Origin of the sequence: Ligilactobacillus ubinensis, assembly GCF_024160875.1 — a bacterium.
Lineage (GTDB): Bacteria > Bacillota > Bacilli > Lactobacillales > Lactobacillaceae > Ligilactobacillus > Ligilactobacillus ubinensis.
Window position 1 is genome coordinate 31,083 of record NZ_JAIULA010000018.1, and the last position, 20,857, is coordinate 51,939.

The 20,857-nt window shown below is 32.9% G+C and carries 20 protein-coding genes; 6 read left to right on the plus strand and 14 right to left on the minus strand.

Annotation, left to right across the window (positions count from 1 at the left end; genetic code table 11):
- Nucleotides 1-11 precede the first annotated feature (11 nt).
- The 7 genes from LB941_RS08985 to LB941_RS09015 all read right to left on the minus strand — a co-directional run bounded on the left by LB941_RS08985 (nucleotide 12) and on the right by LB941_RS09015 (nucleotide 7,825).
- On the minus strand, nucleotides 12-815 hold the full coding sequence (locus LB941_RS08985; protein WP_253361366.1) for an SDR family oxidoreductase: 804 nt from the start codon (nucleotides 813-815) through the stop codon (nucleotides 12-14).
- A 324-nt stretch (nucleotides 816-1,139) separates the two neighbouring features.
- Nucleotides 1,140-2,318 carry an IS256 family transposase gene (locus LB941_RS08990; RefSeq protein ID WP_253361368.1) on the minus strand — a complete coding sequence of 393 codons (1,179 nt, stop codon included), beginning with the start codon at nucleotides 2,316-2,318 and terminating at the stop codon, nucleotides 1,140-1,142.
- A gap of 151 nt (nucleotides 2,319-2,469) precedes the next feature.
- Nucleotides 2,470-3,198: an L-ribulose-5-phosphate 4-epimerase gene (locus LB941_RS08995; protein ID WP_253361370.1), complete on the minus strand. Its 729-nt coding sequence runs from the start codon at nucleotides 3,196-3,198 to the stop codon at nucleotides 2,470-2,472.
- Between the two features lie 15 nt (nucleotides 3,199-3,213).
- A complete protein-coding gene (locus LB941_RS09000) occupies nucleotides 3,214-4,089 on the minus strand; it encodes an L-ribulose-5-phosphate 3-epimerase (RefSeq protein ID WP_253361373.1) in 876 nt (291 codons plus the stop codon).
- Nucleotides 4,079-5,620, minus strand: a complete 1,542-nt coding sequence (locus LB941_RS09005) for an FGGY-family carbohydrate kinase (RefSeq protein WP_253361375.1) — start codon at nucleotides 5,618-5,620, stop codon at nucleotides 4,079-4,081. The genes LB941_RS09000 and LB941_RS09005 overlap by 11 nt, the downstream gene beginning before the upstream one ends.
- 12 nt (nucleotides 5,621-5,632) lie before the next feature.
- On the minus strand, nucleotides 5,633-6,640 hold the full coding sequence (locus LB941_RS09010; RefSeq protein ID WP_253361377.1) for a hypothetical protein: 1,008 nt from the start codon (nucleotides 6,638-6,640) through the stop codon (nucleotides 5,633-5,635).
- A 183-nt stretch (nucleotides 6,641-6,823) separates the two neighbouring features.
- Nucleotides 6,824-7,825 carry a LacI family DNA-binding transcriptional regulator gene (locus LB941_RS09015; RefSeq protein ID WP_253361379.1) on the minus strand — a complete coding sequence of 334 codons (1,002 nt, stop codon included), beginning with the start codon at nucleotides 7,823-7,825 and terminating at the stop codon, nucleotides 6,824-6,826.
- A 236-nt stretch (nucleotides 7,826-8,061) separates the two neighbouring features.
- On the opposite strand from LB941_RS09015, the gene LB941_RS09020 reads away from it, so the two are divergent.
- From LB941_RS09020 to LB941_RS09040, 5 genes are read left to right on the plus strand one after another with little or no spacing between them, the layout of a single operon-like run.
- Nucleotides 8,062-8,811 carry a sugar phosphate isomerase/epimerase family protein gene (locus tag LB941_RS09020; RefSeq protein WP_253361381.1) on the plus strand — a complete coding sequence of 250 codons (750 nt, stop codon included), beginning with the start codon at nucleotides 8,062-8,064 and terminating at the stop codon, nucleotides 8,809-8,811.
- Nucleotides 8,811-10,262, plus strand: a complete 1,452-nt coding sequence (locus LB941_RS09025; RefSeq protein ID WP_253361383.1) for a PTS galactitol transporter subunit IIC — start codon at nucleotides 8,811-8,813, stop codon at nucleotides 10,260-10,262. The genes LB941_RS09020 and LB941_RS09025 overlap by 1 nt, the downstream gene beginning before the upstream one ends.
- Nucleotides 10,263-10,292: 30 nt before the next feature.
- A complete protein-coding gene (locus LB941_RS09030) occupies nucleotides 10,293-11,264 on the plus strand; it encodes an amidohydrolase family protein (RefSeq protein WP_253361386.1) in 972 nt (323 codons plus the stop codon).
- 22 nt (nucleotides 11,265-11,286) lie between these two features.
- Entirely contained in the window at nucleotides 11,287-12,243 is a 957-nt protein-coding gene (locus LB941_RS09035; RefSeq protein ID WP_253361388.1) for an NAD(P)-dependent oxidoreductase, read from the plus strand.
- A 46-nt stretch (nucleotides 12,244-12,289) separates the two neighbouring features.
- A complete protein-coding gene (locus LB941_RS09040) occupies nucleotides 12,290-12,565 on the plus strand; it encodes a hypothetical protein (protein WP_253361390.1) in 276 nt (91 codons plus the stop codon).
- A 185-nt stretch (nucleotides 12,566-12,750) separates the two neighbouring features.
- On the opposite strand, the gene LB941_RS09045 is transcribed toward LB941_RS09040, so the two are convergent.
- Both LB941_RS09045 and kdsA read right to left on the minus strand, forming a co-directional pair.
- The gene (locus tag LB941_RS09045) at nucleotides 12,751-13,704 is read right to left on the minus strand and encodes a KpsF/GutQ family sugar-phosphate isomerase (protein WP_253361419.1); all 954 of its coding nucleotides are present in this window, start codon (nucleotides 13,702-13,704) and stop codon (nucleotides 12,751-12,753) included.
- A complete protein-coding gene (gene kdsA, locus LB941_RS09050) occupies nucleotides 13,691-14,542 on the minus strand; it encodes a 3-deoxy-8-phosphooctulonate synthase (RefSeq protein ID WP_253361392.1) in 852 nt (283 codons plus the stop codon). The genes LB941_RS09045 and kdsA overlap by 14 nt, the downstream gene beginning before the upstream one ends.
- A 389-nt stretch (nucleotides 14,543-14,931) precedes the next feature.
- On the opposite strand from kdsA, the gene LB941_RS09055 reads away from it, so the two are divergent.
- On the plus strand, nucleotides 14,932-15,825 hold the full coding sequence (locus tag LB941_RS09055; protein WP_253361394.1) for a diacylglycerol/lipid kinase family protein: 894 nt from the start codon (nucleotides 14,932-14,934) through the stop codon (nucleotides 15,823-15,825).
- A 75-nt stretch (nucleotides 15,826-15,900) separates the two neighbouring features.
- On the opposite strand, the gene LB941_RS09060 is transcribed toward LB941_RS09055, so the two are convergent.
- The 5 genes from LB941_RS09060 to LB941_RS09080 all read right to left on the minus strand — a co-directional run bounded on the left by LB941_RS09060 (nucleotide 15,901) and on the right by LB941_RS09080 (nucleotide 20,839).
- Complete coding sequence (locus tag LB941_RS09060) at nucleotides 15,901-16,860, minus strand: ketopantoate reductase family protein (RefSeq protein WP_253361396.1); 960 nt, start codon at nucleotides 16,858-16,860, stop codon at nucleotides 15,901-15,903.
- Nucleotides 16,861-17,258: 398 nt separating this feature from the next.
- Nucleotides 17,259-18,722: an LPXTG cell wall anchor domain-containing protein gene (locus LB941_RS09065; RefSeq protein ID WP_253361398.1), complete on the minus strand. Its 1,464-nt coding sequence runs from the start codon at nucleotides 18,720-18,722 to the stop codon at nucleotides 17,259-17,261.
- A gap of 371 nt (nucleotides 18,723-19,093) precedes the next feature.
- On the minus strand, nucleotides 19,094-20,122 hold the full coding sequence (iolG, locus tag LB941_RS09070; protein ID WP_253361400.1) for an inositol 2-dehydrogenase: 1,029 nt from the start codon (nucleotides 20,120-20,122) through the stop codon (nucleotides 19,094-19,096).
- Nucleotides 20,123-20,146: 24 nt separating this feature from the next.
- Nucleotides 20,147-20,431: a putative quinol monooxygenase gene (locus LB941_RS09075; protein ID WP_253361402.1), complete on the minus strand. Its 285-nt coding sequence runs from the start codon at nucleotides 20,429-20,431 to the stop codon at nucleotides 20,147-20,149.
- Between the two features lie 15 nt (nucleotides 20,432-20,446).
- Entirely contained in the window at nucleotides 20,447-20,839 is a 393-nt protein-coding gene (locus LB941_RS09080; RefSeq protein WP_253361404.1) for a tautomerase family protein, read from the minus strand.
- Between the last annotated feature and the right edge of the window lie 18 nt (nucleotides 20,840-20,857).

The following is a 20,857-nucleotide window of genomic DNA, read 5'->3' on the forward strand; positions in this document are numbered from 1 at the left end:
ATATTTTTGTTTTAACCACGACTCTTTCCACCCGCTACGTTGATTGTTACTCCTGTTATATAGCTTGCTCGATCTGATAACAAATAATTAACAGCATCCGCTACTTCTGAAAGCTTTCCACTTCGTCCTAACGGCGTTGTCGACTTACTCTTGTAACCAGCACGAATATCAGCTACCGTTTTATGACGGGTATATGCCAAAGCTTCTTCATAGTCCAAAGTCCGCAATCCAGTAGCTTCCATAATTCCAGGTGCTACTCCAACAACTCTAATATTATGCTCACCTAACTCTTTTGCCCAAGAACGGGTAAATCCATTTATTGCTCCCTTAGTTGCAGAATAAACACTTTGACCTTGTGAACCTTCTAAGCCCGCCTCTGAAGACATGTTAACAATTACCCCATGCTTTTGTTTCTCAAATTGATGAACAACTGCTTGTGACACTAGAAAAACACTCTTAACATTTACTGCAAACATTTTTTCGAAATTTTGTTCAGTAAATTCATATTCACTACTTGGCTCATCCGAGTCTGCCAATAAGCGTGGTAAGTTTATTCCTGCATTATTTACCAATCCATCAATTCTTTTTTGCTCAGAAACAACTTTTGTTACTAACTCATCTACTTCTATTCTGTTGGTAACATCTGTTTTTATAAAATGTAAATTTTCATTTGCAATATCACCTCTGTTTAAGTCTGCATTATAAACAATTGCACCATTATTCAACAGTTCGGTTACAATAGCCTTACCAATTCCTGATGATCCTCCTGTTACGACATATACCTTATTAAAAATATTAATCCATGAGTTATCCATTTGCATATACTCCTTTATTTATTTCTCTGTTCATAAATTAATATAATTGATAGCGCATTCTTGAACAATGCAGTGTTTTTTATTTTTTTTTTTTAAAATGTGTATTAATAATACTGCTTAGTAAAACATACTTAAGTATAGGTCTCAATTAAATCGTCTATTATATATATCCTATAGAACGAACTAAGCAAAAAAGCATCCCATTATATATTAATATCTATATGATGATAGTAATATATAATGAGATGCTACTTTCAAAACCTAGTGGGAGTGTCAAGAAGTTTGTGTAAATAAAAGTCCCTTTCCTCTGTAAAAAATAATTCGTTAATCGAAAAGTGATTCAAGTGTATCTTTAACTTGACCAAATCCTCTGTGAATTCTTTCAAAATTATTTTCATTGTAATTAAGTATTTGAACCCCAATAAAATTATCTAAAGATTTTTCATTAGGAAACTGTTCCTTGGGCTTAGTTTTGCGTTTTATCTTTTTATTCAATGATTCTAGGATATTGGTTGAATAAATTGTTGGTCGAATAGCTAATGGAAAGCTCAAGAAAGCTAGTAATTCATTCTCAATTGATTTTAGCTTTTTAATTAAATTGGAGTATTTTTTCTCCCATGTATCGTAAAAATTGTTTAATAGTTGACGTCCTGCCGTTATATCACTTACTGAATGTAGTTGCTTAAAATCATTTAAGATACTTTCACGATCCTTTAAGCGGACATTTGAACTAATATTCCGCATAACATGGACTAAACATCTCTGGAATTTAGCTTTAGGAAAAGCGCATAGTAATGCTGGCTGTAAGCCTACCATTCCATCTGCGATAATTAATTGAACTTGTTTTAATCCACGTTGTTTAAGATTCTCTGCCATTTCTGACCAAACTTCTGAATTTTCACTAGGAGTAATTCGATAATCAAGAACTTCTTTAGTTCCAGTAGCTGTGATACCTAAGGCAACATAAACTGCTTCTTTTTGAACTGAGTCACGTCGTAAAGGCAAATAAGTTGCGTCTAGAAATAGACAAACATAGTTTGCTTTAATAGTTCGTTGATGAAATGACTCGATTTGTTTGGTCACCTGAGCGGTAATATTAGAAACAGTAGTGGCTGAATAATAGGTGCCATACATTTCTTCAATTAAATCAGCAATTTCACGTGTAGTAACACCTTTAGAGTAAAGCTGAATAATTGTTGTTTCTAAAGCATCTTGGCGGCGTGAGTACGCTGGAAGTAAATGATTGTGGAACTTACCTTGACGATCACGTGGTACAATGATTTTCAACTTCTCATATTCAGAGTCAATTAAGCGGTAATACTGACCATTGCGAGAATTACCAGAATTAAAGCCACTGCGATCATAAAGATCATAACCAAGTAAAGCTGTTAGTTCAACTTGTAGAATATGATTGATAGCAGTTTCGAGCTGTTGGCGAAAAAGTTCTTTAACATCGCCATTTGATAATAGAGTTTTGGTTAAATCTTTGGTAAACTGGTCCATAGGGAATCCCTCCGTTTTGGTTTGGTTTGACGATTTAATCATACGGGGAAGGGATTCCTTTTTCAATAAGCTTTTTATTTATTTACACAAACTATTTTATACTCCCAACCTAGTTATCTCAAGTTATAGAAATAACTAGGTAATTAACTTTTTATTCATGAATTGCATGTATATTTGACATCGCACTTTCTTGTCCATAGTAAGCCTTATCACCATGTTTTCTATAGTAATGCTTATCTAAAAGATACTGTGGCACATTTATATTATCCCTGGTCAATTGAAGTGCATGATAATCTATTTCTGCTACTGCCTCAAGAACTTTAGCATTATACACCGCCTTTCCTGGAGTCTCACCCCACGCAAATGGGCCATGTTGACTTACTAAAACAGCTGGCACACTTTCATAGTCAATTTTACGATTTTTAAATGTTCTAACAATAACCTTCCCTGTGCTTTCTTCATATGAATTTTCAATTTCTTCTTTAGTTAATGGATCAGATGCAGGTATATTACCATAAAAAGTATCTGCATGGGTTGTACTTAATGCAGGTATATCTAGTTTTGCAGCTGCAAATGCAACCGCCCACGGAGAATGCGTATGAACAATGCCTCCAATTTTTGGAAAAGCATTATATAAAACAGTATGCGTTGGTGTATCAGATGATGGATTCATATTACCCTCTACTACTTTACCATCTAAATTAATAACAACCATATCACTGGGTTTTAGATTAGAATATTCAACGCCAGAAGGTTTGATAACAAATAACCCCTTATTACGGTCAATTCCTGAAACATTTCCCCATGTAAATGTAACAAGCTTTAATTCTGGTAATCGCATATTTGCATCATATACTTCTTGTTTTAACTTTTCTAACATGTTATTATCCTTCTTTCAATCTACTTTTTCTTGTTCAATACCTAAATTTAAAAAGATTTCATTAAAAAAATTCTTGGCTTGTTTTATTTCTTCAATCGGATTTTGACTATTTTCAGACCACATTTCGATTGTATAACCACCTTGATAATCTAATCTTTGCAAAGTCCTCAAACAGCCAACAAAATCTACACAGCCATCTCCAAATTTCACATTTTTAAATTGTCCTTTAAATGTATTTGTAACTTTTTTTGTATCTTTTAAATGAACCGATACGATATTCGAAATATTTTTTTCTAGTTCATAAGCTACGTCATTTTCTGGCCAAGCAGATAAATTTCCTAAATCAGGATACCCTTGTAACCAAGGGCTTTTTATTTGTTCCTTGTACCATGCAATTTTAGAAAGAGAATTGATAAAAGTATCATCCATTGTTTCAATCGAGAGCATTACCTGCTTTTTTTCTGCCATTTCAACACATTTTTTCAAATTTTCAACAAACATCTCTCGTGAATTAACAGTTTTATTTTCATAGAACACATCATATCCTGCTAATTGAATGTTTCTAATACCTAAATCGACAACGAGATCAATTGCTTTTTTCATCATCTCTAATGCCTTATTTCTTACTAGACTTTCGTTTGATCCTAAAGGATAGCGCCGATGGCCTGAAAGCATCAATGTATTTACTCTCATATTTGTATTCCACATTGCTTCACGAAATTCTTCTCTCTCTTTTCGTGTCCAATTTAATCTATTAAGTCTTTCATCACTTTCATCAATTGAAAATTCAATATAATTAAATCCTAGTCTTTTTGCTAATAAAAATTTTTCTTCCCAACTCAGATTTTTTGGTAAAGCTTTCTCATATATGCCTACTGCATTAATAGTCATTATCTTCCGCCTCCTTTTGCATATCATTTAAGTTCTTCCATGCATCATCCAATGAAAAAATTAATTTATTGTATACCCGATATTTTTCTTGGTATTTCTTTACTTCCTTTGGGTTTGGTGTAAACTTTTTCTTCACCCTAGTCATCTCTCTAGCAGCAGCATTCAATGACGGATAAATTCCTAAACCAACAGCAGAATTAATTGCTCCTCCTAATCCACCTAATTCATGTACGGTTACTGTTTCTATTGACATGTCTAATATGTCACTAAACATCTGAACCCATGCATTAGAATTGCATGCTCCTCCTGACATCCTAATAACTTCCGGCTTTTTATTTGCTACTGTCAATAACTTTTCATAATGATTTTTATGAGCAAAGGCAATTCCTTCATAAACTGCTCTAATTAGTTCTGATTTCGTTGTTGTACTTCTAATTCCAATAAATGCAGCTTCTGCATTAACATCAGCATTTGAACCATATAGAAACGGGAAAAAAATAACGTTAGAAAATCTTGCATCTGTATTTATTAAAAACTCTTCTAAATCATCATAAATTGATTTTCCTGCTTCAGATGCATTCTTCATCTCTTCTCCCATCAACATTTTTAATATAATCGCTAGGTTTCCTGCTGATGTTGGGCTTGATGCCTCAACAAGATATTTTCCAGTTGGAAAAAGAGAATTCATTAAATGACTTTCAAGTGGTGCCTTATCTTCACATGGAAAAGTGTTAATATTCCATGTGCCTGCTATCACACTAAAAATATTAGAATTTAAAACACCCGTAGCTATTGCACAAGCATCAATATCAAACATTCCTCCAAAAACCGGCGTTCCTACTTTTAGACCTGTAATAGCCGCAACTCTTTCTGTTATCTCTCCGCATTTATCTGTGGCCTTTACTAATGGTGGCATTTTATAAAAAATTTCATCTATATTAAAAAACTGAAATAATTTTTTATCATACTCTTTCCTATCAAGGTCAACAAAATTATTGCCAGAAGCATCAGATATTTCTTGCAATACTTTATCAGTTAATATGTATCTGATAAAATCCTTGTTTGATAACACATATCCAATATTGTCATATACTTCACGTTTGTTTAGTTTAAACCAATTTAGTATAACCGGTGCTTGACTAGCCATTACATGTTGATGACTCATCGAATATATATCAGCTACATTTTTTTCAAACTGGACAGCCATTTTTTCAGCTCTATTATCAGCAGAGAGAATACCATTTGTAAAGATTTGCTTACCTTTATCCAGTAAGTACAGCCCTTTCCCATGTCCTACAGTGGAAATACCTACAATATCTTCACCCTTAATTTTTTCTGATTCTAACAACTGCTTAATTCCATTTAATAAATCCTTCTTTAGCTCTTGCAAGTTGATTTCATGGTACCCTGTTTTTATCTCTATTCCTTTTGTGGGGAAACTATTTATAGCTACTTGATTCCCAAGACTATCAAAAATCACAATCTTTGTGTTTGTACCACCATTATCTATAGTTAATAAATATTGCTTCATTCTTTACACCACCTAATTTCGAAAATCAATTTTATAGATAGCTACCTCATTAATCTCTCTATTTGCAGATAACAAATAATCTACCCCATTTTTGTTATAAACTAACACATTGCTTGGACCTACGGCTTCATCAATTACTTGCATATCAATTTTGTCATCGGAAATTAACACCAAGTTTCGTTTTCCATCACGCCAGCCGAAAATAAAGCATTCTTGGTTACCTATTTTTCCTCCCCATATCGCATGACCAAATGGTGTTTTCTCTTTTGTTTGCACCAAAGAATGAAATTTTTCATCCGATAGTCTTAAATAAGGTCCATGAAATCCTTCAATCGTAAGATATTCTTTTTTTCCATCTCCATTCACATCAGCACTAAATATATCTGATGTTTCATTGCTTGAAAGTTTTGTTATTCTCCAGTCGTTTTCTCTTGTTGGATAATCTAATTTGAAAATACCTTCTACACCTGTAACAAGGGAATAGCCGCACATTCTTTTATACCCATGATTTTTAGTAATTCTTATTTTTAAAGCATGAAGATTCCTTATGCGTTCTTGATTATCATCATATTCACCAACCCATATTTTCCCTGGATCAGACCAATCTTCACTATTTATTTTAGAATTGGCAATAGAGCATCCTATAAACCAAAATCCTGCTTCATCTCTCTTTTTTATGATATCGAACCGATGAATATAAGGAAAATCGCCTATGATTTTTTGTTTCCATTTTCCATCATCAAAAGTTTCTTTTACAATTTGACAATCCTTTGAATTAAATCCTGGATAAAAGCGTTGTGTCGCTAAAAAATTTAAGCTGTTTGGAATCTGAACAAGCGTCATCGTTCCACCAACATCTGGCCAAACTACAGTTTTCTTTAAATTATTATTCAAGTCATATGCGATGCATGCACTATCTTCTTCAGAAGCTACTATTAGAAAATCTCCTTTTCCATCTTTGAGTCGCATAACAGCATAGCAATGATCTAGTACATCTGAAAAAATTTTTTTAAATTGCATTATTAAAACCTTCTTCTCAATTTTCTTTTTTTGGTTAACCGCTTAACTACGATTCAAAGTGTAATCACTTTCATTGTTATTGTCAATAGTTCTAATTGTATAATCTCGTATAAAAAAAGACAGATAATTCTACATTGTAAGAATTATCTGTCCAATCCCATATTAATTTAAAACCTTGCTTAATTAAAAACTATCTCTTATTACTTGTCTCGTAGGCACTATTCGCACTCGCGGTGAAAATTCCGTATCTCTTTTTAATTTGTCTATTAAAGTGCGTACTGCAGTTACACCTATTCCAAAAGAATCTTGATGAATACAACTAATCGGTGGATTCATAATTTTCATCCAATCAAATTCTTCATATGTTCCTACACCATAGTCGTTTGGATAATCATAAGATAATGTTTGCATTGATTGCTGCAAGCGTAAAAAAGCTCTACCATTCATAGCAAAAAAGCCTATTTTTTTTCGATTTTTTTCCATTATTACCCGCAACTTATCTGTAAATTTCTGATAGTCATCTTGTTTACCATGATGTGGTACTTCTACAATATGATCATCATCCTGATACCCCGTTGCTTGTTTAAAGCCTATATAACGCAATGAACGTGTACTGATATCATCTAAGGGCCAACTTACAAAATATAGATTGTTATACCCTGCTGCCTTCATTTTTGTTACAAATTTGCTGACAGCATCCGTATTATCAGTTGCAATTGTATCAATTCTAAGCTTGTTAGCTTGCCTATCAATCATAACTGTCGTCTTGTTTGATATTATTTTATATATTGGACTATTAGGATTTACTGGATCGATTATTAATCCTGCAACTTCTTCTGAACGTAATCTATTTATATTATCTATTTCCCTTTGAGAATTATTATTAGCATTTGTAAATATAACAGTATATCCTTCTTTACTACAAGCATCATATATACCCGAAAGAACAGTTGAAGTGAAGGGATTAGTTATATCCGAAACAGAAACACCTATTGTTTTGTTACTATTTTTCGCCAAATTTCTCGCTGTACTGCTAGGATGATAGTCAGTCTGTATAATGAGTTTTCTGATTTTTTCTTTCGTTTTATCGGACATTTTTGCAAAATTTCCATTTATATAATTAGATACTGTAGCTGTTGAAACATTTGCTAATTGTGCAATATCTTTTATAGTCAATTTTTCCATACACTACCCCCTACAATTTCTTTATATAAGTTCATTATATAATAATACTACGCTTCTTTGCTGAAAAATATTTAACCACTGCTAATCAATATTAATAACCTAAAAATTTAAAAAATTGTTGACATATTTAAAAACAGCGCTTACAATTGGCGTTGTAAAAATCTTAGTTAACCGGTTAACTTTATTATTTATTTTTAAGTAACAAATCAATTTGTTTTCAGAAAGAGTGGTGTAATATGGAATTCATCCTAAACACAATTGCTTTCAAGGACTGCCTTGATTCTGGCACTTCTCAAGCTGAGCTTGTCGAAAGCGTTGCATCATTAGGTTTTGATGCAATCGAAATTCGGAATGAGTTTTTATCTGGAGACCCATCCGAATTATCAAAAATAGCTTTTAACGCCCAAAAAGCACATCTCAATGTATATTACAGTATAAACGACACCTTATTTTCATCTGGAAAGCTTAACCAGAATTTACCTCGTTACATAGAGGAATTAAAACTTTTAGGCTCTAAACATCTAAAAATAAACATTGGTTCTCTACCTTCTTCTTCAAAGTTCAATTTAAAAAATGAACTTGCTCCATACATTAATGATATTGAAATTAACGTCGAAAATAATCAAAGCTATGCTGATAGTAATTTAAATACAACTACCACATTCCTTAAATTAGTCGAAAATGAAAAGATACAAAATGTTAACTATTGCTTTGACATTGCAAATTGGAAATGGTTAGATACGTCTGTGTATGACGCTATTACTTCACTAAAAGATGTTACAAACTATCTGCATCTAAAAAATGTAACTGATGATTTACAGGTTACCTCATTAGAACAAGGTAATCTTGATTGGCGTAAAATTTTAACAAAATTCAACACAGAAAAAATTACTAAAGTAGCATTAGAATATGCAAATGATCAAGAACATCTAGCTTCAGATTTGCAATTACTACAGAATTTTTTTAACCGAAAGGAGTTGTCATAATGTTAGAAACTGTAAATACTATATTTCAAACATTTGGTGCCAGTGTTGTTGTCCCTATAATGATTTTTATCATCGCCCTTTTCTTAAAAGTAAAACCCAAGATTGCTATGATGAGTGCATTCTACGCTGGCGTTGGTCTAACAGGCTTTGGCTGGATAATCACTGTTTTCACACCAGTTGTTACAAAAATTATTAAACAAATGGTCAACAGCACTGGAATTTCTCTTCCAGTTGTTGATATTGGATGGCAAGCTGGTTCTCTTGCCTCATTTGGCTCTACTGTTGGTTTAAGCTTTTTCGTTTTTGGACTAATTGTTGAACTATTGCTTTTTGCATTTGGTGTAACAAAAATTTTTATGGCTTCAAATCTCTGGAATAATTTTGGCTTTATGATTTGGGGAACTCTTTGTTATTATGTTACCCATAATTTCTGGCTTTCGTTGGGTCTATCATTCTTCATGCTTCTATATGCATTAGCATTAGCTGAAATTCAAGCTGATCGTTGGTCCGATTACTATGGCGTCAAAAATGCTTCTGTTTCTTCAATTCATAATATAGAACAAGTAGTTCCAGCTGTCCTATTAGATCCTCTGTGGAACTTGCTTGGCTTTAATAAGGTTAAGTTAACTCCTGAATATTTCAAAGATAAATTAGGAGTTTTCGGAGAACCAACTACTCTTGGTGCTTTATTAGGCTTAATAATTGGAATTCTTGGAAATATCCATGATTTAGGAACTTTAAAAGCTTGGGGACAAATCCTAGTCTTTGCAATTGATCTTTCTGCTGTAATGACTATTTTCCCTCTAATTACCGGTGTTTTTGCTAAAGCATTCACACCTCTAGCTGATGAAATAGATAAAAATAGAAAAGTAGACAACTCTACTTCTGAGAAAAAAGATTCAATTCACGACAAGAAACGCTGGTTCTTGGGTGTCGATGATGGTGTAGGCTATGGTGAACCGGCAACTATTATTTCTGGAGTTATCTTAATCCCTATTATGGTTGTCATTGCTTTCCTTCTTCCTGGCAACAAAACTTTGCCAATTGTCGATTTAATATCCTTGCCATTCATGGTAGAATCTATCGTTGCAATTACTCGTGGTAATATTTTAAAGGTCATTGCTAATGGTATAGTTTGGTTTAGCTTAGGACTTTATGCATCAAGTTGGTTGGGTTCAATATATACCGGTGCTATTTCACATTATGGTGTTGCTATTCCAGCTGGTGTTGTTATGATTACCAGTTTCAATTTAATTGCTCGGCCTCTAAATGCTCTAGTTTTTGCTGCATTTATATCTGGAAGTCCATTATGGATAGGTTTAGCAGTCATTATATATCTTGTTTTACTGTTTGTTTTGAGAACTCGTCGTCCTCAGATTTGGACATATCTAAATAAGATGGCAGACAAAAATGCTGGTTTCTCAGGTAGCAATGATAAAATCACATATTAAAAATTTATAAAACATTGGAGGTTATTTATAATGAAAAAAATTGAAGGACATTTACATTTAGTTCGTTCCGTAGCTGGTTTAAATGGAAAAGGTCGTATGACACCACTTGGTGATGGTCGTACAATCTGGGATGATGGTACTGTTATCAAATTAATTCCCGATGGTTGGGGTGATGATAATTTTCTAGCTGAATCTGCATTAAAAGTTATGTCAGAAAACGGAATTGAAAAAGCTGTTTTATTACAAGGTAGTTTAAATGGCTATCAAAATTACTACTCCTATCAAGCCGTTAAAAAATATCCTAATAAATTTGTCGCTGCTTTTTCTGTAGATCCATTTGCAGATACTGCTATGGAAATTGTTCGTCGCCATGTTGAAGATCTTGGTTTCCGCGCTATTAAATTTGAAATTAGTCAAGGCGGCGGGCTCCATGGATATCACTCACCATTTCGCTTAGACACTAACCCTGATATTGGAAAAATATTCCATTTTATCTCGGATTATCCTGGCTTTGTAGTAACTACCGATTATGGTGATTCTTCACAGTATAGTTACGAACCCGAAGTAATTGCGAATCTAGCTGCTCGTTATCCTAAACTTGATTTTGTTGTTTGTCATCTCTCATTTCCAAATGCTAATCATTTAGATAGATTAGAAAATGCATTAACTCAATGGAAAGATTTTACAAATATATATACTGATATTTCAGCTATCCAAGATATTGAGGGAGAAACAGAGTTTCCTTTCCCACGTTGTCAAAAAGATGTTGCCTTAGCTAAAAAAATTTTAGGTTCTAAACGTATTATCTGGGGAACAGATTCCCCATGGTCCTCTACCTTTAACTCCTATCACGACTTATCTACTTGGCTAGAAGCTACAGATATATTTACAACTGAAGAACTAGAAGATGTACTATATAATAATGCTGAGAAAGTCTACTTTAAAAAAGAAAATTTAGATGCAATGCTAGAATCTAAAGATCCTTCATTTAAAAATAAATAACGTTGCAGAGAGGAGCACAATTATGAGCAAAGCAAAAATTCTAGTAACAGGTATTATACCAGAACAAGGTCTGACAGAATTACGTGAAGTTTTCGATGTAACCTATGAACCTCAAAAAGAAACTAGACAATGGGTTTTAGATAATTTATATAAATTTGACGGATTGCTTATAATGGGATTGAAAGGTGATCGCGAATTAATTGATGCAGGTACGAATCTAAAAATTATTACTGCCAATGGGGTTGGCTTTGATCATATTGATATTCAATATGCTAAATCAAAGGGTATCGTTGTTACAAATTGTCCACAAGGGGTCCGTGTTGCAACCGCTGAAATGACTTTTGCACTTATTTTAGCAACTGTTCGTCGTCTATACTTCTATGACAAGACTGTTCGTAAAGGCGATTGGATTGATGTTTCAGAACAAAAGTATATGGGCATGAGCTTACAAGGAAAAACTCTTGGTATTTACGGCATGGGTCGCATTGGATCTGAAGTTGGAAAATTTTGCCAAGCAATTGGCATGAATATTATTTATAATGATCCTCATCAACTAAATGCCGGTTTAGAAAAAGAGCTTAATGTTAAATATGTTAGTTTCGACACTTTAATAGCTAAATCTGATGTTATTACTTTACATGCCCCAGCAATTCCTTCAACAATTGGCATTTTTAATAAAGATATATTTAAGAAAATGAAAAAAACTGCATATATCATTAACGCTGCAAGAGGAGCCTTGATAAATCAAAATGATTTAATTGATGCCTTAAAAGATAAACAAATTGCCGGAGCTGGATTAGATGTATTTGAAACTGAACCAGATATTCCTGAAGGCCTACGTGCATTAGATAACGTAATTATGACACCACATGCTGGAACAGGTACAATTGAAGCTCGTACAGCAATTGCTAAAGAAGCTTCTAATAATTTAATTTCATTTTTACAAAATGGTAAACTTCTGAATCAGGTTAATAAATAGTCACTTTACAAAAAGGTTTATTTTATTTATTAAGGAGTGATAACATATGTCTGATAAAATCCAAATCGATCCTAAGGAATTTGCGTATCATTTTATTGATACTTTAAATTTTCCAGAAGATAAAACCAACAATCTAGAACAAAGTGCAAAAAAAAGATTGGCAGCTTACTTATCTGCTTACTATCTAATTGATTCTTTTAACAAATTAGAAAGTTCAAATTTTAATGATGACCATAGAGATATACATTCACTTAGTTACAGTGATTTTCTTGAAAAAGTTACACATATGAATTATCTCAATGATAAAATGCGAAATGATTGAGATTTTGTTCTTCTAGAATTTCAAAACAACAGTGTTTATATTCTTATATTTCTTAACTAAAAACCCCAAAAGTTAGAGCAAACATCACTTAACTTTTGGGGTTTTGTTATACATAAAAAAGATAGAAAATTACCTATTCCATCTTAAAACAATTCAAATGTTTATTTTAAAATATCAACCTAAATCTATAGTACTTCATGAATCGTTACTACACCAACAACTTCTTTTTGACTATCTGTTACTATCAGATTTGAAATGCCATGACGTGCCATTAACCGCCATGCCTCACGGTTTCTTTCTTCTTGATCTATACTAACAAAACCATAAGTCATATAATCTTTTGCACTAGACTTCTTTACTGAAGAAATGTTCAAAAATTTCTTCCGAATATCTCCATCTGTTATAATCCCTATAATTTTTTGTGTCCCTAACTCTCTTACTAACGTTAGTCCGATTCCATAATCACTAATTGTATAGATAACTTCATTTATTGGTGTATCTTCATTAACATATGGCACCTTGGTATGCATAACATGCTTAACTCGTTGCAATAACATTTTCCCAATACTTCCACCTGGATGATACTTGGCAAATTGGCGTCGTGTAAAACCAACTTTTTCTTCTAAAGCTGTTAAAAGTGCATCTCCAAAAACCAATACTGCAGTTGTCGATGCTGTTGGGGCCATCTTGGTCACATCGACTTCTTCACTTACACCTACATCAAACTGCATTTTTGTATTCTTAGCTAATGTTGATTCTAGATTTCCGGTTAATGCGATAGAGAGTAAATCATCTGGATAGTTATTTTGCAATGCAAACAAAGCCTGGACCACTTCTTGAGTTTCACCACTGTTAGAAACAAAGAAAACCAAATCATCTTTAGCAATCCGACCTAAATCACCATGAAAAGTCGTTCCAGCATCTATAGCAAAACTAGGAAATCCAATCGAAGATAATGAGGCAGCAATTTTTTTAGCTATTAGTTCTGATTTACCAGTGCCAATTAAAATTATGCGTCCCTTAACATCTGCAACCATATTAACTAGTTCATCAAAACTATTATTTAACCGAGCTGCTACTTTTTGTAATTCTTCACTTTCTTTTTTGAAAACTTCTTGCGCTATCTCATAATAGGCCATCTTCATCCCAGCCTTTCTGTTGTTCCTGGTGTTCATTAAACATCTTTGCTGCTGTAGATAAAATACCTTCCATTTTATCTAAATATAACTGATTATCAGCGTCAGAGATTGCTTCTGGAGGATTAGGATGAACTTCCGCAAAAATTCCGTCAACGCCAATTGTTAACGCTGATCGCATTAATGGGAAAATATACTCTCGATTTCCACCTGAATGATTACCATACCCCCCTGGAACTTGTACAGAATGAGTTGCATCGTAAATCACTGGAAAACCTATTTCTCTTAACTTCAATAAACTAGTCATATCTACAACTAGTTGGTGGTAACCAAACATGGTTCCACGTTCAGTTAATAATATTTTCTCATTGGTAGGAGTTACTTTATCAACTGCTCCTTGCATATCTTCTGGTGCCATAAATTGTGCTTTTTTTATATTAACGATCCGACCTGTTTTAGCCGCCGCTACTAATAAATCTGTTTGCCGGCTTAAATAAGCTGGAATTTGCAAAATATCAGCAACTTCACCAACTGCCTTACATTGAACTGATTCATGAACATCAGTTACAATTGGAACTTGATACTCTTTTTTTATTCTTTCTAAAATAGCTAATCCTTTTTCTATTCCAACGCCTCGTTTTGAGTCATTAGAACTACGATTAGCTTTATCAAAAGAAGATTTAAACACAAAGTTAATTTTAAGCTTTTCTGTCAATTCTTTTAAACGATCAGCAACTACCGTACACGTTTCATAAGATTCAATAGCACACGGCCCCGCCAGCAAAGTTAACTGGTGGTCAGAGAATTGGTAATCAGTAAATACTTCTGAAATTTTATGCATTTTAGGTCCTCCTTTAACTCAAAAACAACATACTTATATAAATCGACAATCTTAAATTATACTTTATCACAAATCTTACAATTATTCCCTTGTTATGCATTAGAGATTAGTAATGGAATGTTTAAGAATATTTAAATATAACGATTTATTACATACTGGTGTAACTTGATTTTGTTGAATTTTACCAGTTGTATTTTTCTATATCGGTTAATTTTGCATAAAAAATACTTCTTACTATATCAACATAAGAAGCTTCTTTGATTCATCTTAATTGTCGACAACCCTATGGAATGTTAAAGTTTAAGTAGACACAATTATAATTTTAAGCCTGTACATCGTTTTTAATAGCTTAATTACTTTTATCCTTAATATTAAAGAAGGTTTTTAAAATGCAGCATTTGACATATGGTATTTTTTTCAATGGTAATTCTGGCAAAGGAGAAGCAAAAAAAATTGCAACAAATCTCGCTAAACTCTTAAAAGTCCATCTAATAGAGCCTCTACTTCTATCTTCAACAAATGTTAAAGATGCTATAACAACAATCAAAAATGCTTTACCTAAGCTAGACACCCTTATCATAATTGGTGGCGATGGCACAATTAATGTTGCAATAACGGCGTTAATTCAAGCAAAGAAATTCTTACCCATTGGTATTATTCCTGCTGGCACCGTTAATAACTTTGCAAGGCGCTATAATATCCCTTTAGATATCACTGCTGCTATGCAGTTATTAGTCGAGAATCATGAGCAACGTCAAGTTGGATTTGCTATTTGCAATAATACTAAAGCTGTTGTTAGTTCATTAACTTTTGGTAATTTAGCCGACATTTCAAATCAAGTACGGCAACAAGAAAAGCGCAAATTTGGAAAAATTATCTATCTAATAAAAGCTGTTAAACATATTGGCAAAGATAAATCTTTTTTAATTCATTATCAGTCAGAGGATGGTACTGATCAAATTTTAAAAACTTGGTTTGCTCTAATCACAACCACTAAATCAATTGGTGGTCATGTTTACAGTACCTCATCTCCTAATAAAATGCATATTAGTTTATTGAATAATATTGGGATAAAGCAAGTTCTACCTTATTGTTTCTTCGCTTTAACTGGGCGTTTAAATAACTCTAAATCAATAACCCAATTTGAAGTAGAAAACATTAAAATATCAGCTATTCATAACCGTAAAATTACTACACGAATAGATGGAGATAAAGCTCTTGATCTTCCAATTGAGGTTTCTTACAGATCAAAGGAACTATCTCTTTTTGTTCCTAAGAAATAATTTGTCTTTAACTCATTAAAAGTCTGCTAAATCAATCTTTTAATTAATTGATTTAACAGGCTTTTTACTTTTAAACTATGCTTTAGCTAAGTTTTGTTGATGAAACTCCGCCAAATGAACTGCTTGTGTCACAAACGTATGTGTTTTAGCCTCATAGTGGTATTTTCTTCCTAAATTTGCGATATATCCATTTATGTAATCAACTTCAGTTGGTCTATTTTTACTCATATCTTGATACATTGACGGATAATGTAACGGCATATCTATTCTTGTATTATGATCAAGAGCTGACATTTCTTCTTCACGGCTAGAAACTAATTTGATACCTGCTCGAGCACAAATATCATAAGCTTCGTCAATTAATTGACGCCCCATTTTATATGCTCCAGGAAAGTTCCCAAATTCACCCATTTGAATTTGAAACATCGTACAAATCGTATTGATAACTGAATTGAAAATCACTTTTGTCATCAATGTTCCCGTAAAATCATCTGTTAACGTTGGATTAATCTGTGCTTTTTCTAACTCATCGAACAGCCTCTGACACATCTCATCTGGTTTTTCATTTAAAGGACACATATTCATTTTACCTGCGCCACGTTTCCCCATAAAATCAACTTCACCAGGACCCGGTAAAATAGTCGCAATCAAAGCTGTCCCTCCAATTATTCTGTCATCAGCAAAATATTCTTGCAGTTTTTCAATATGTCCCATGCCATTCATACAGGTGAAAGCATAATGTTTTTTTCGATTAATAAAGTGAGCACATCGTTTTAAATAGTCATCTAATTGCATCTGTTTAGTAAAAAAGATAAATACTTCTGGGTCATCATTATATGTTTCAGGTGTTTCCAATTTAATCTTCTCTAAATGGCGATCTTTATGATCACGCATTACATATACGCCACCTTGTTCCTTAATCTTTTCAATATGCGGTTGCCACGTATCGACAAATGTAACGTCATTTCCAGCTTCTTGCAATAAAATACCATATCGCAATCCCATTGCTCCTGCGCCAATTATTGTTAACTTCATAAAAATCACCCTCCAATATGTTATATTAAATTAAAATTATAAAAAAGCGCCCTCAGTCTATTACCTAGACCAAGGGCGCTAATTAGCACGGTACCACCTTAATTTAAAATTGAACAAGTCCAATTCTTACTCACTATGTACAGCCACTAAGCAGCGATACACCGGCGCTTTAAGGGGCGCACTCCGTAGGAACTCAACATTTCGCACCTACAACTCAAAGGTTACTTTCGTCTTAAACACTGTTCTTCTTTCTCACTATCCAGAAGTCACTTAAACAGCCGTTTAACATTACTCTCCTCATCAACATTACTTTGTTTATAATTAAAATTTAATGTTTTTAACTTAACACACATTTTGAGAACTGTCAATAATTTTTCAGATAATTTTCAAATTTTATATCAAGTTTCTTTTCTATATTTCAGTAAAAGAAATATTCCACAAATACTTAGTAATACTATACCTATAAACACAATAGCTCGGCTAATTACTTCTCCTGTTTGTGGCAATGCTTTTTGATTGCTTGTATTCTGAGTTTGTTTAATCGAAAAAGCATCTGATTCTTGTTTAAGATTATTATCGATGATTGTATAGCTTTCCGACTTACCCGGTGTTATAGGTATAGTTGGATTTGTTGGTACATACGTATTTATAAAGTTATTACCATCTTGGCTGCTGCTATAATTTGCAACTGGTTCCTCTTTTACTGTATAATTATTGATTTTACCGGTACTGTCATATTTAGCCAAGTTATTAAATGCATATTTCCAATTTGTTGATGCACTAGCTTCTTGACTATCCACTTTTATTCCATTCTTATATAAATCAATCATTATACTTGATGGCCGCGTGTTGTTTGCATTATTATTATCTATCCATGTTTTGGTTCCTGCAATATTTACAGTAGTATCTGCTGAACCACCACCACCATTATTAGGTGTCTGAACATCAACTGTCTGTTCCACAATGTTTGTGCCTGTCAGACTACCACTATTTTCATATTGAGCTGAAACACTCCCATCTGTTGCTTTAGTCTCATAATCAATCAGTACGGGGCCACTAATATTACCTAGATTTGTAGTAAATCCAGCTGTTCCATTTTCAATTGTTGCACTGCTTGGATAATAACTATTAATATCAAAGGTATTACCATCTGAATAAAAGCTTACATTATAAGCCGTTATTGATCCTGAAACCAATTTTTGATTTCCACCAACAGTATCCGTATATTTTGCATCATTTATTTCTTGTTTCGCATAATTAATCCTTACTCTCCAATGGATTAATGTTGGATCAGTTTCATCATACCAACCCCACTTATACAAAACCTCACTTGGATCTGGACCACTAGATGGTATTATATCAATTGTAGTTGACCCCCAACTTCCCCAATTGACTGGAACTGTGGTATCTTGCGTAACTTGGGTAGTATCCCAATTAACCCATAAATCAAAATTACCTTTAATTTCATTATGATCTGTACTTACAGCATCTGTTAACGTAATAGTAATTTTTTTAGTAGTAGGATTAGCTACTGCTCTCCCTATTACAACACCACCAGAATCTTTAATATCAAACTTCGTTGTAGTAGCTAATCTAAACACCATTGGAATATCAACAGTAATTGTATCCCCTGCCATGGCTTTTCCCGCTGGAATATCGAAATCCCAATGTGCTCTCATATCATCATAAATACTAAAACTAGTTTGTGGATTTCCATTAGAGTCTTCTAACTCCGCATTAGTAATAAACTCATTTCCCCAATCAGAAGAAGCATTTATCACTCCATTTTGAAAAAATGGGACAATTAAACTAACCAATAAAATAAATACTTGAATCATTGATAATCCCTTTTTGCTTTGCATACTTTTCCCCTTAAAAACATAGCTCTACACAAATTAAACAAAAAAAGAGACCATATCTCACTTCTTAACTGCATTAAAGTAAGATATTCGCCTCTGTCCTCGCCCCGGCAAACGCCAAGTTATCTGTACGAATAAAAAAATTATATTTATTTATTACCGGTAGTTATTGTATAACTTATTAACTTAATTATCAAGTAATATCTAACCTTGGAAACTACCATTCTTAGCTGATTAATTTTATAAAATATTAAAATAATATAACTGTACTTAAAATTATGCTTTCTTAAAGTAAAAATCATCTATCGCTTAATAAAAGCGTAGATGATTTATTATTATAAAACTATTGTTTAACGCTCTAACAACCCATCATATCAAATCTCAAAAACAGTATCTACCTTTTCAGATTTTCCACTTTTTATTGACTTTTCAACAGCTTGTGCTGCCCTTTCTGCCATAACAGCATCAACACCATCTGCAATTACTGGCTTATCATTTACAACAGAATCTACAAAACTTACAATTTCATTGATGTATGCCTGATGAAATCTTTCTGTGAAAATTGGTAATGGATTGGCAACTTTTGTGTTATCTTTATTAAAAAGCTCAACAGTTGAATCTGATACATTTTCTGCTTTAGACATTCCCTCTGATCCAAATACTTCTATTCTTTGATCATATCCATAAACTGCCTGTCGAGAATTATCAATCATCCCAAAGGTGCCATTTTCAAATTGAAGAACTAAGGCAATTGTATCTACATCCCCAATCTCCTTCAAAGTAGGGTCTATAAGCGTACCACCTTTTGCATATACCTCAGATATATTAGAATTCATCATGTAACGAACTAAATCTAAGTCGTGTATTGTAAAATCATATGGAAGAGTTCCAATTCTTTTTATTAATTCTTTGTCTAACACAAACGGATCTCTAGATGTAGATTTAATTATCTGTGGTTCACCAATTTTTCCTGAAATAATATTTTCATGTATTTCCCTAAATTGGGGGTCCACTCTTCTCTGAAATCCCATTTGAAGTTTTACATTTTTTTCTTTTACTATTCTAAGGACATCTTTAATTTCATCTTCATTTGTATCCATACTGAATGGTTTCTCACAGAAGATATGTTTTCCTGCCAATGCTGCATCTTTTATAATCTGAGCATGTGTATTAGTAGATGTAACAATAACTACTGCATCCACCTCCGGATCATTCAAAACATCAAAATAATCTTTCGTAACAACTGGTATGTTACTATATTCCCTTTCCCATGTCTCATCAACTTTTAAATCACAAACATATTTTAGTTTAATAATCTGTGATAAAGTTAATAAATTATTATAGTGGTTATGTCCTTGTCTTCCTAATCCAATTAAGCCTACACACAATCTGTTGTTATCCATGTAAAATTCCTCCAATAAATACTGTCACTTAGTATCATCCATTACTATTTCTGATTTGTTCAATAGTAACTCATCGATTTCGTTTTGAAACTTTTTAAAGTAATCATACGTTAAATGATTTTCATGTGCCTTTGCACTTTCCCATTGCTCAATTAAAACATATTTATTTCCATCAATTGCATCTTTCAAAAACTCATATCTTATGCAACCTTCTTCAAATCGAGAGTTAATTGTCAAATTTGTTAATAGTCCTACAAATTCACTTTTTTTACTAGGCTTCGGATAAAAAAAAGCATTAATAACTTTCATGTGCTCTATCTCCTTTTACAATTTACCATTTATAAACTGTGCCTCACCTAAGCCAAAGCTCCATCCATCATCACCATTGAATGTCATATTAATAACTAAATCATTAGGTTTCACTAGACTGGCTTTACTTAAATTATCAGCCAACTGTTTGTAAAATTTCAATATATCTTCTTTTTTTCTTTTTCTACTAGTTAATGAAAGAACTAGTACCTTATCACTTCGTTCAATACCTAATCCAGTATCTTGAATAACCATTTCATAACGTTCGTGTTGTGTCACAATCTGATAACAATCTCTAATTGGAACATTAAAATTATTAATAATAGTTTCTTGTGTTATCGATAAAATCTGTCCTATTTCTTCTGGTGTCCTAACATTTTTAATCATATCAAATCTTACTAGTGGCATATTCTATCTTCCCTCTCT

Excerpts from the sequence above, each read along its gene's own strand:
- LB941_RS08990 (WP_253361368.1), bottom strand. The coding sequence starts at position 2,318 with ATGGACCAGTTTACCAAAGATTTAACCAAAACTCTATTATCAAATGGC.
- LB941_RS09010 (WP_253361377.1), bottom strand. The coding sequence starts at position 6,640 with ATGCAATTTAAAAAAATTTTTTCAGATGTACTAGATCATTGCTATGCT.
- LB941_RS09045 (WP_253361419.1), bottom strand. The coding sequence starts at position 13,704 with ATGGCCTATTATGAGATAGCGCAAGAAGTTTTCAAAAAAGAAAGTGAA.
- LB941_RS09065 (WP_253361398.1), bottom strand. The coding sequence starts at position 18,722 with ATGCAAAGCAAAAAGGGATTATCAATGATTCAAGTATTTATTTTATTG.
- LB941_RS09060 (WP_253361396.1), bottom strand. The coding sequence starts at position 16,860 with ATGAAGTTAACAATAATTGGCGCAGGAGCAATGGGATTGCGATATGGT.
- kdsA (WP_253361392.1), bottom strand. The coding sequence starts at position 14,542 with ATGCATAAAATTTCAGAAGTATTTACTGATTACCAATTCTCTGACCAC.
- LB941_RS09030 (WP_253361386.1), top strand. The coding sequence starts at position 10,293 with ATGAAAAAAATTGAAGGACATTTACATTTAGTTCGTTCCGTAGCTGGT.
- LB941_RS09040 (WP_253361390.1), top strand. The coding sequence starts at position 12,290 with ATGTCTGATAAAATCCAAATCGATCCTAAGGAATTTGCGTATCATTTT.
- LB941_RS09035 (WP_253361388.1), top strand. The coding sequence starts at position 11,287 with ATGAGCAAAGCAAAAATTCTAGTAACAGGTATTATACCAGAACAAGGT.
- LB941_RS08985 (WP_253361366.1), bottom strand. The coding sequence starts at position 815 with ATGGATAACTCATGGATTAATATTTTTAATAAGGTATATGTCGTAACA.
- LB941_RS09025 (WP_253361383.1), top strand. The coding sequence starts at position 8,811 with ATGTTAGAAACTGTAAATACTATATTTCAAACATTTGGTGCCAGTGTT.
- LB941_RS09080 (WP_253361404.1), bottom strand. The coding sequence starts at position 20,839 with ATGCCACTAGTAAGATTTGATATGATTAAAAATGTTAGGACACCAGAA.
- LB941_RS09055 (WP_253361394.1), top strand. The coding sequence starts at position 14,932 with ATGCAGCATTTGACATATGGTATTTTTTTCAATGGTAATTCTGGCAAA.
- iolG (WP_253361400.1), bottom strand. The coding sequence starts at position 20,122 with ATGGATAACAACAGATTGTGTGTAGGCTTAATTGGATTAGGAAGACAA.
- LB941_RS09075 (WP_253361402.1), bottom strand. The coding sequence starts at position 20,431 with ATGAAAGTTATTAATGCTTTTTTTTATCCGAAGCCTAGTAAAAAAAGT.
- LB941_RS09000 (WP_253361373.1), bottom strand. The coding sequence starts at position 4,089 with ATGACTATTAATGCAGTAGGCATATATGAGAAAGCTTTACCAAAAAAT.
- LB941_RS09005 (WP_253361375.1), bottom strand. The coding sequence starts at position 5,620 with ATGAAGCAATATTTATTAACTATAGATAATGGTGGTACAAACACAAAG.
- LB941_RS09020 (WP_253361381.1), top strand. The coding sequence starts at position 8,062 with ATGGAATTCATCCTAAACACAATTGCTTTCAAGGACTGCCTTGATTCT.
- LB941_RS09015 (WP_253361379.1), bottom strand. The coding sequence starts at position 7,825 with ATGGAAAAATTGACTATAAAAGATATTGCACAATTAGCAAATGTTTCA.
- LB941_RS08995 (WP_253361370.1), bottom strand. The coding sequence starts at position 3,198 with ATGTTAGAAAAGTTAAAACAAGAAGTATATGATGCAAATATGCGATTA.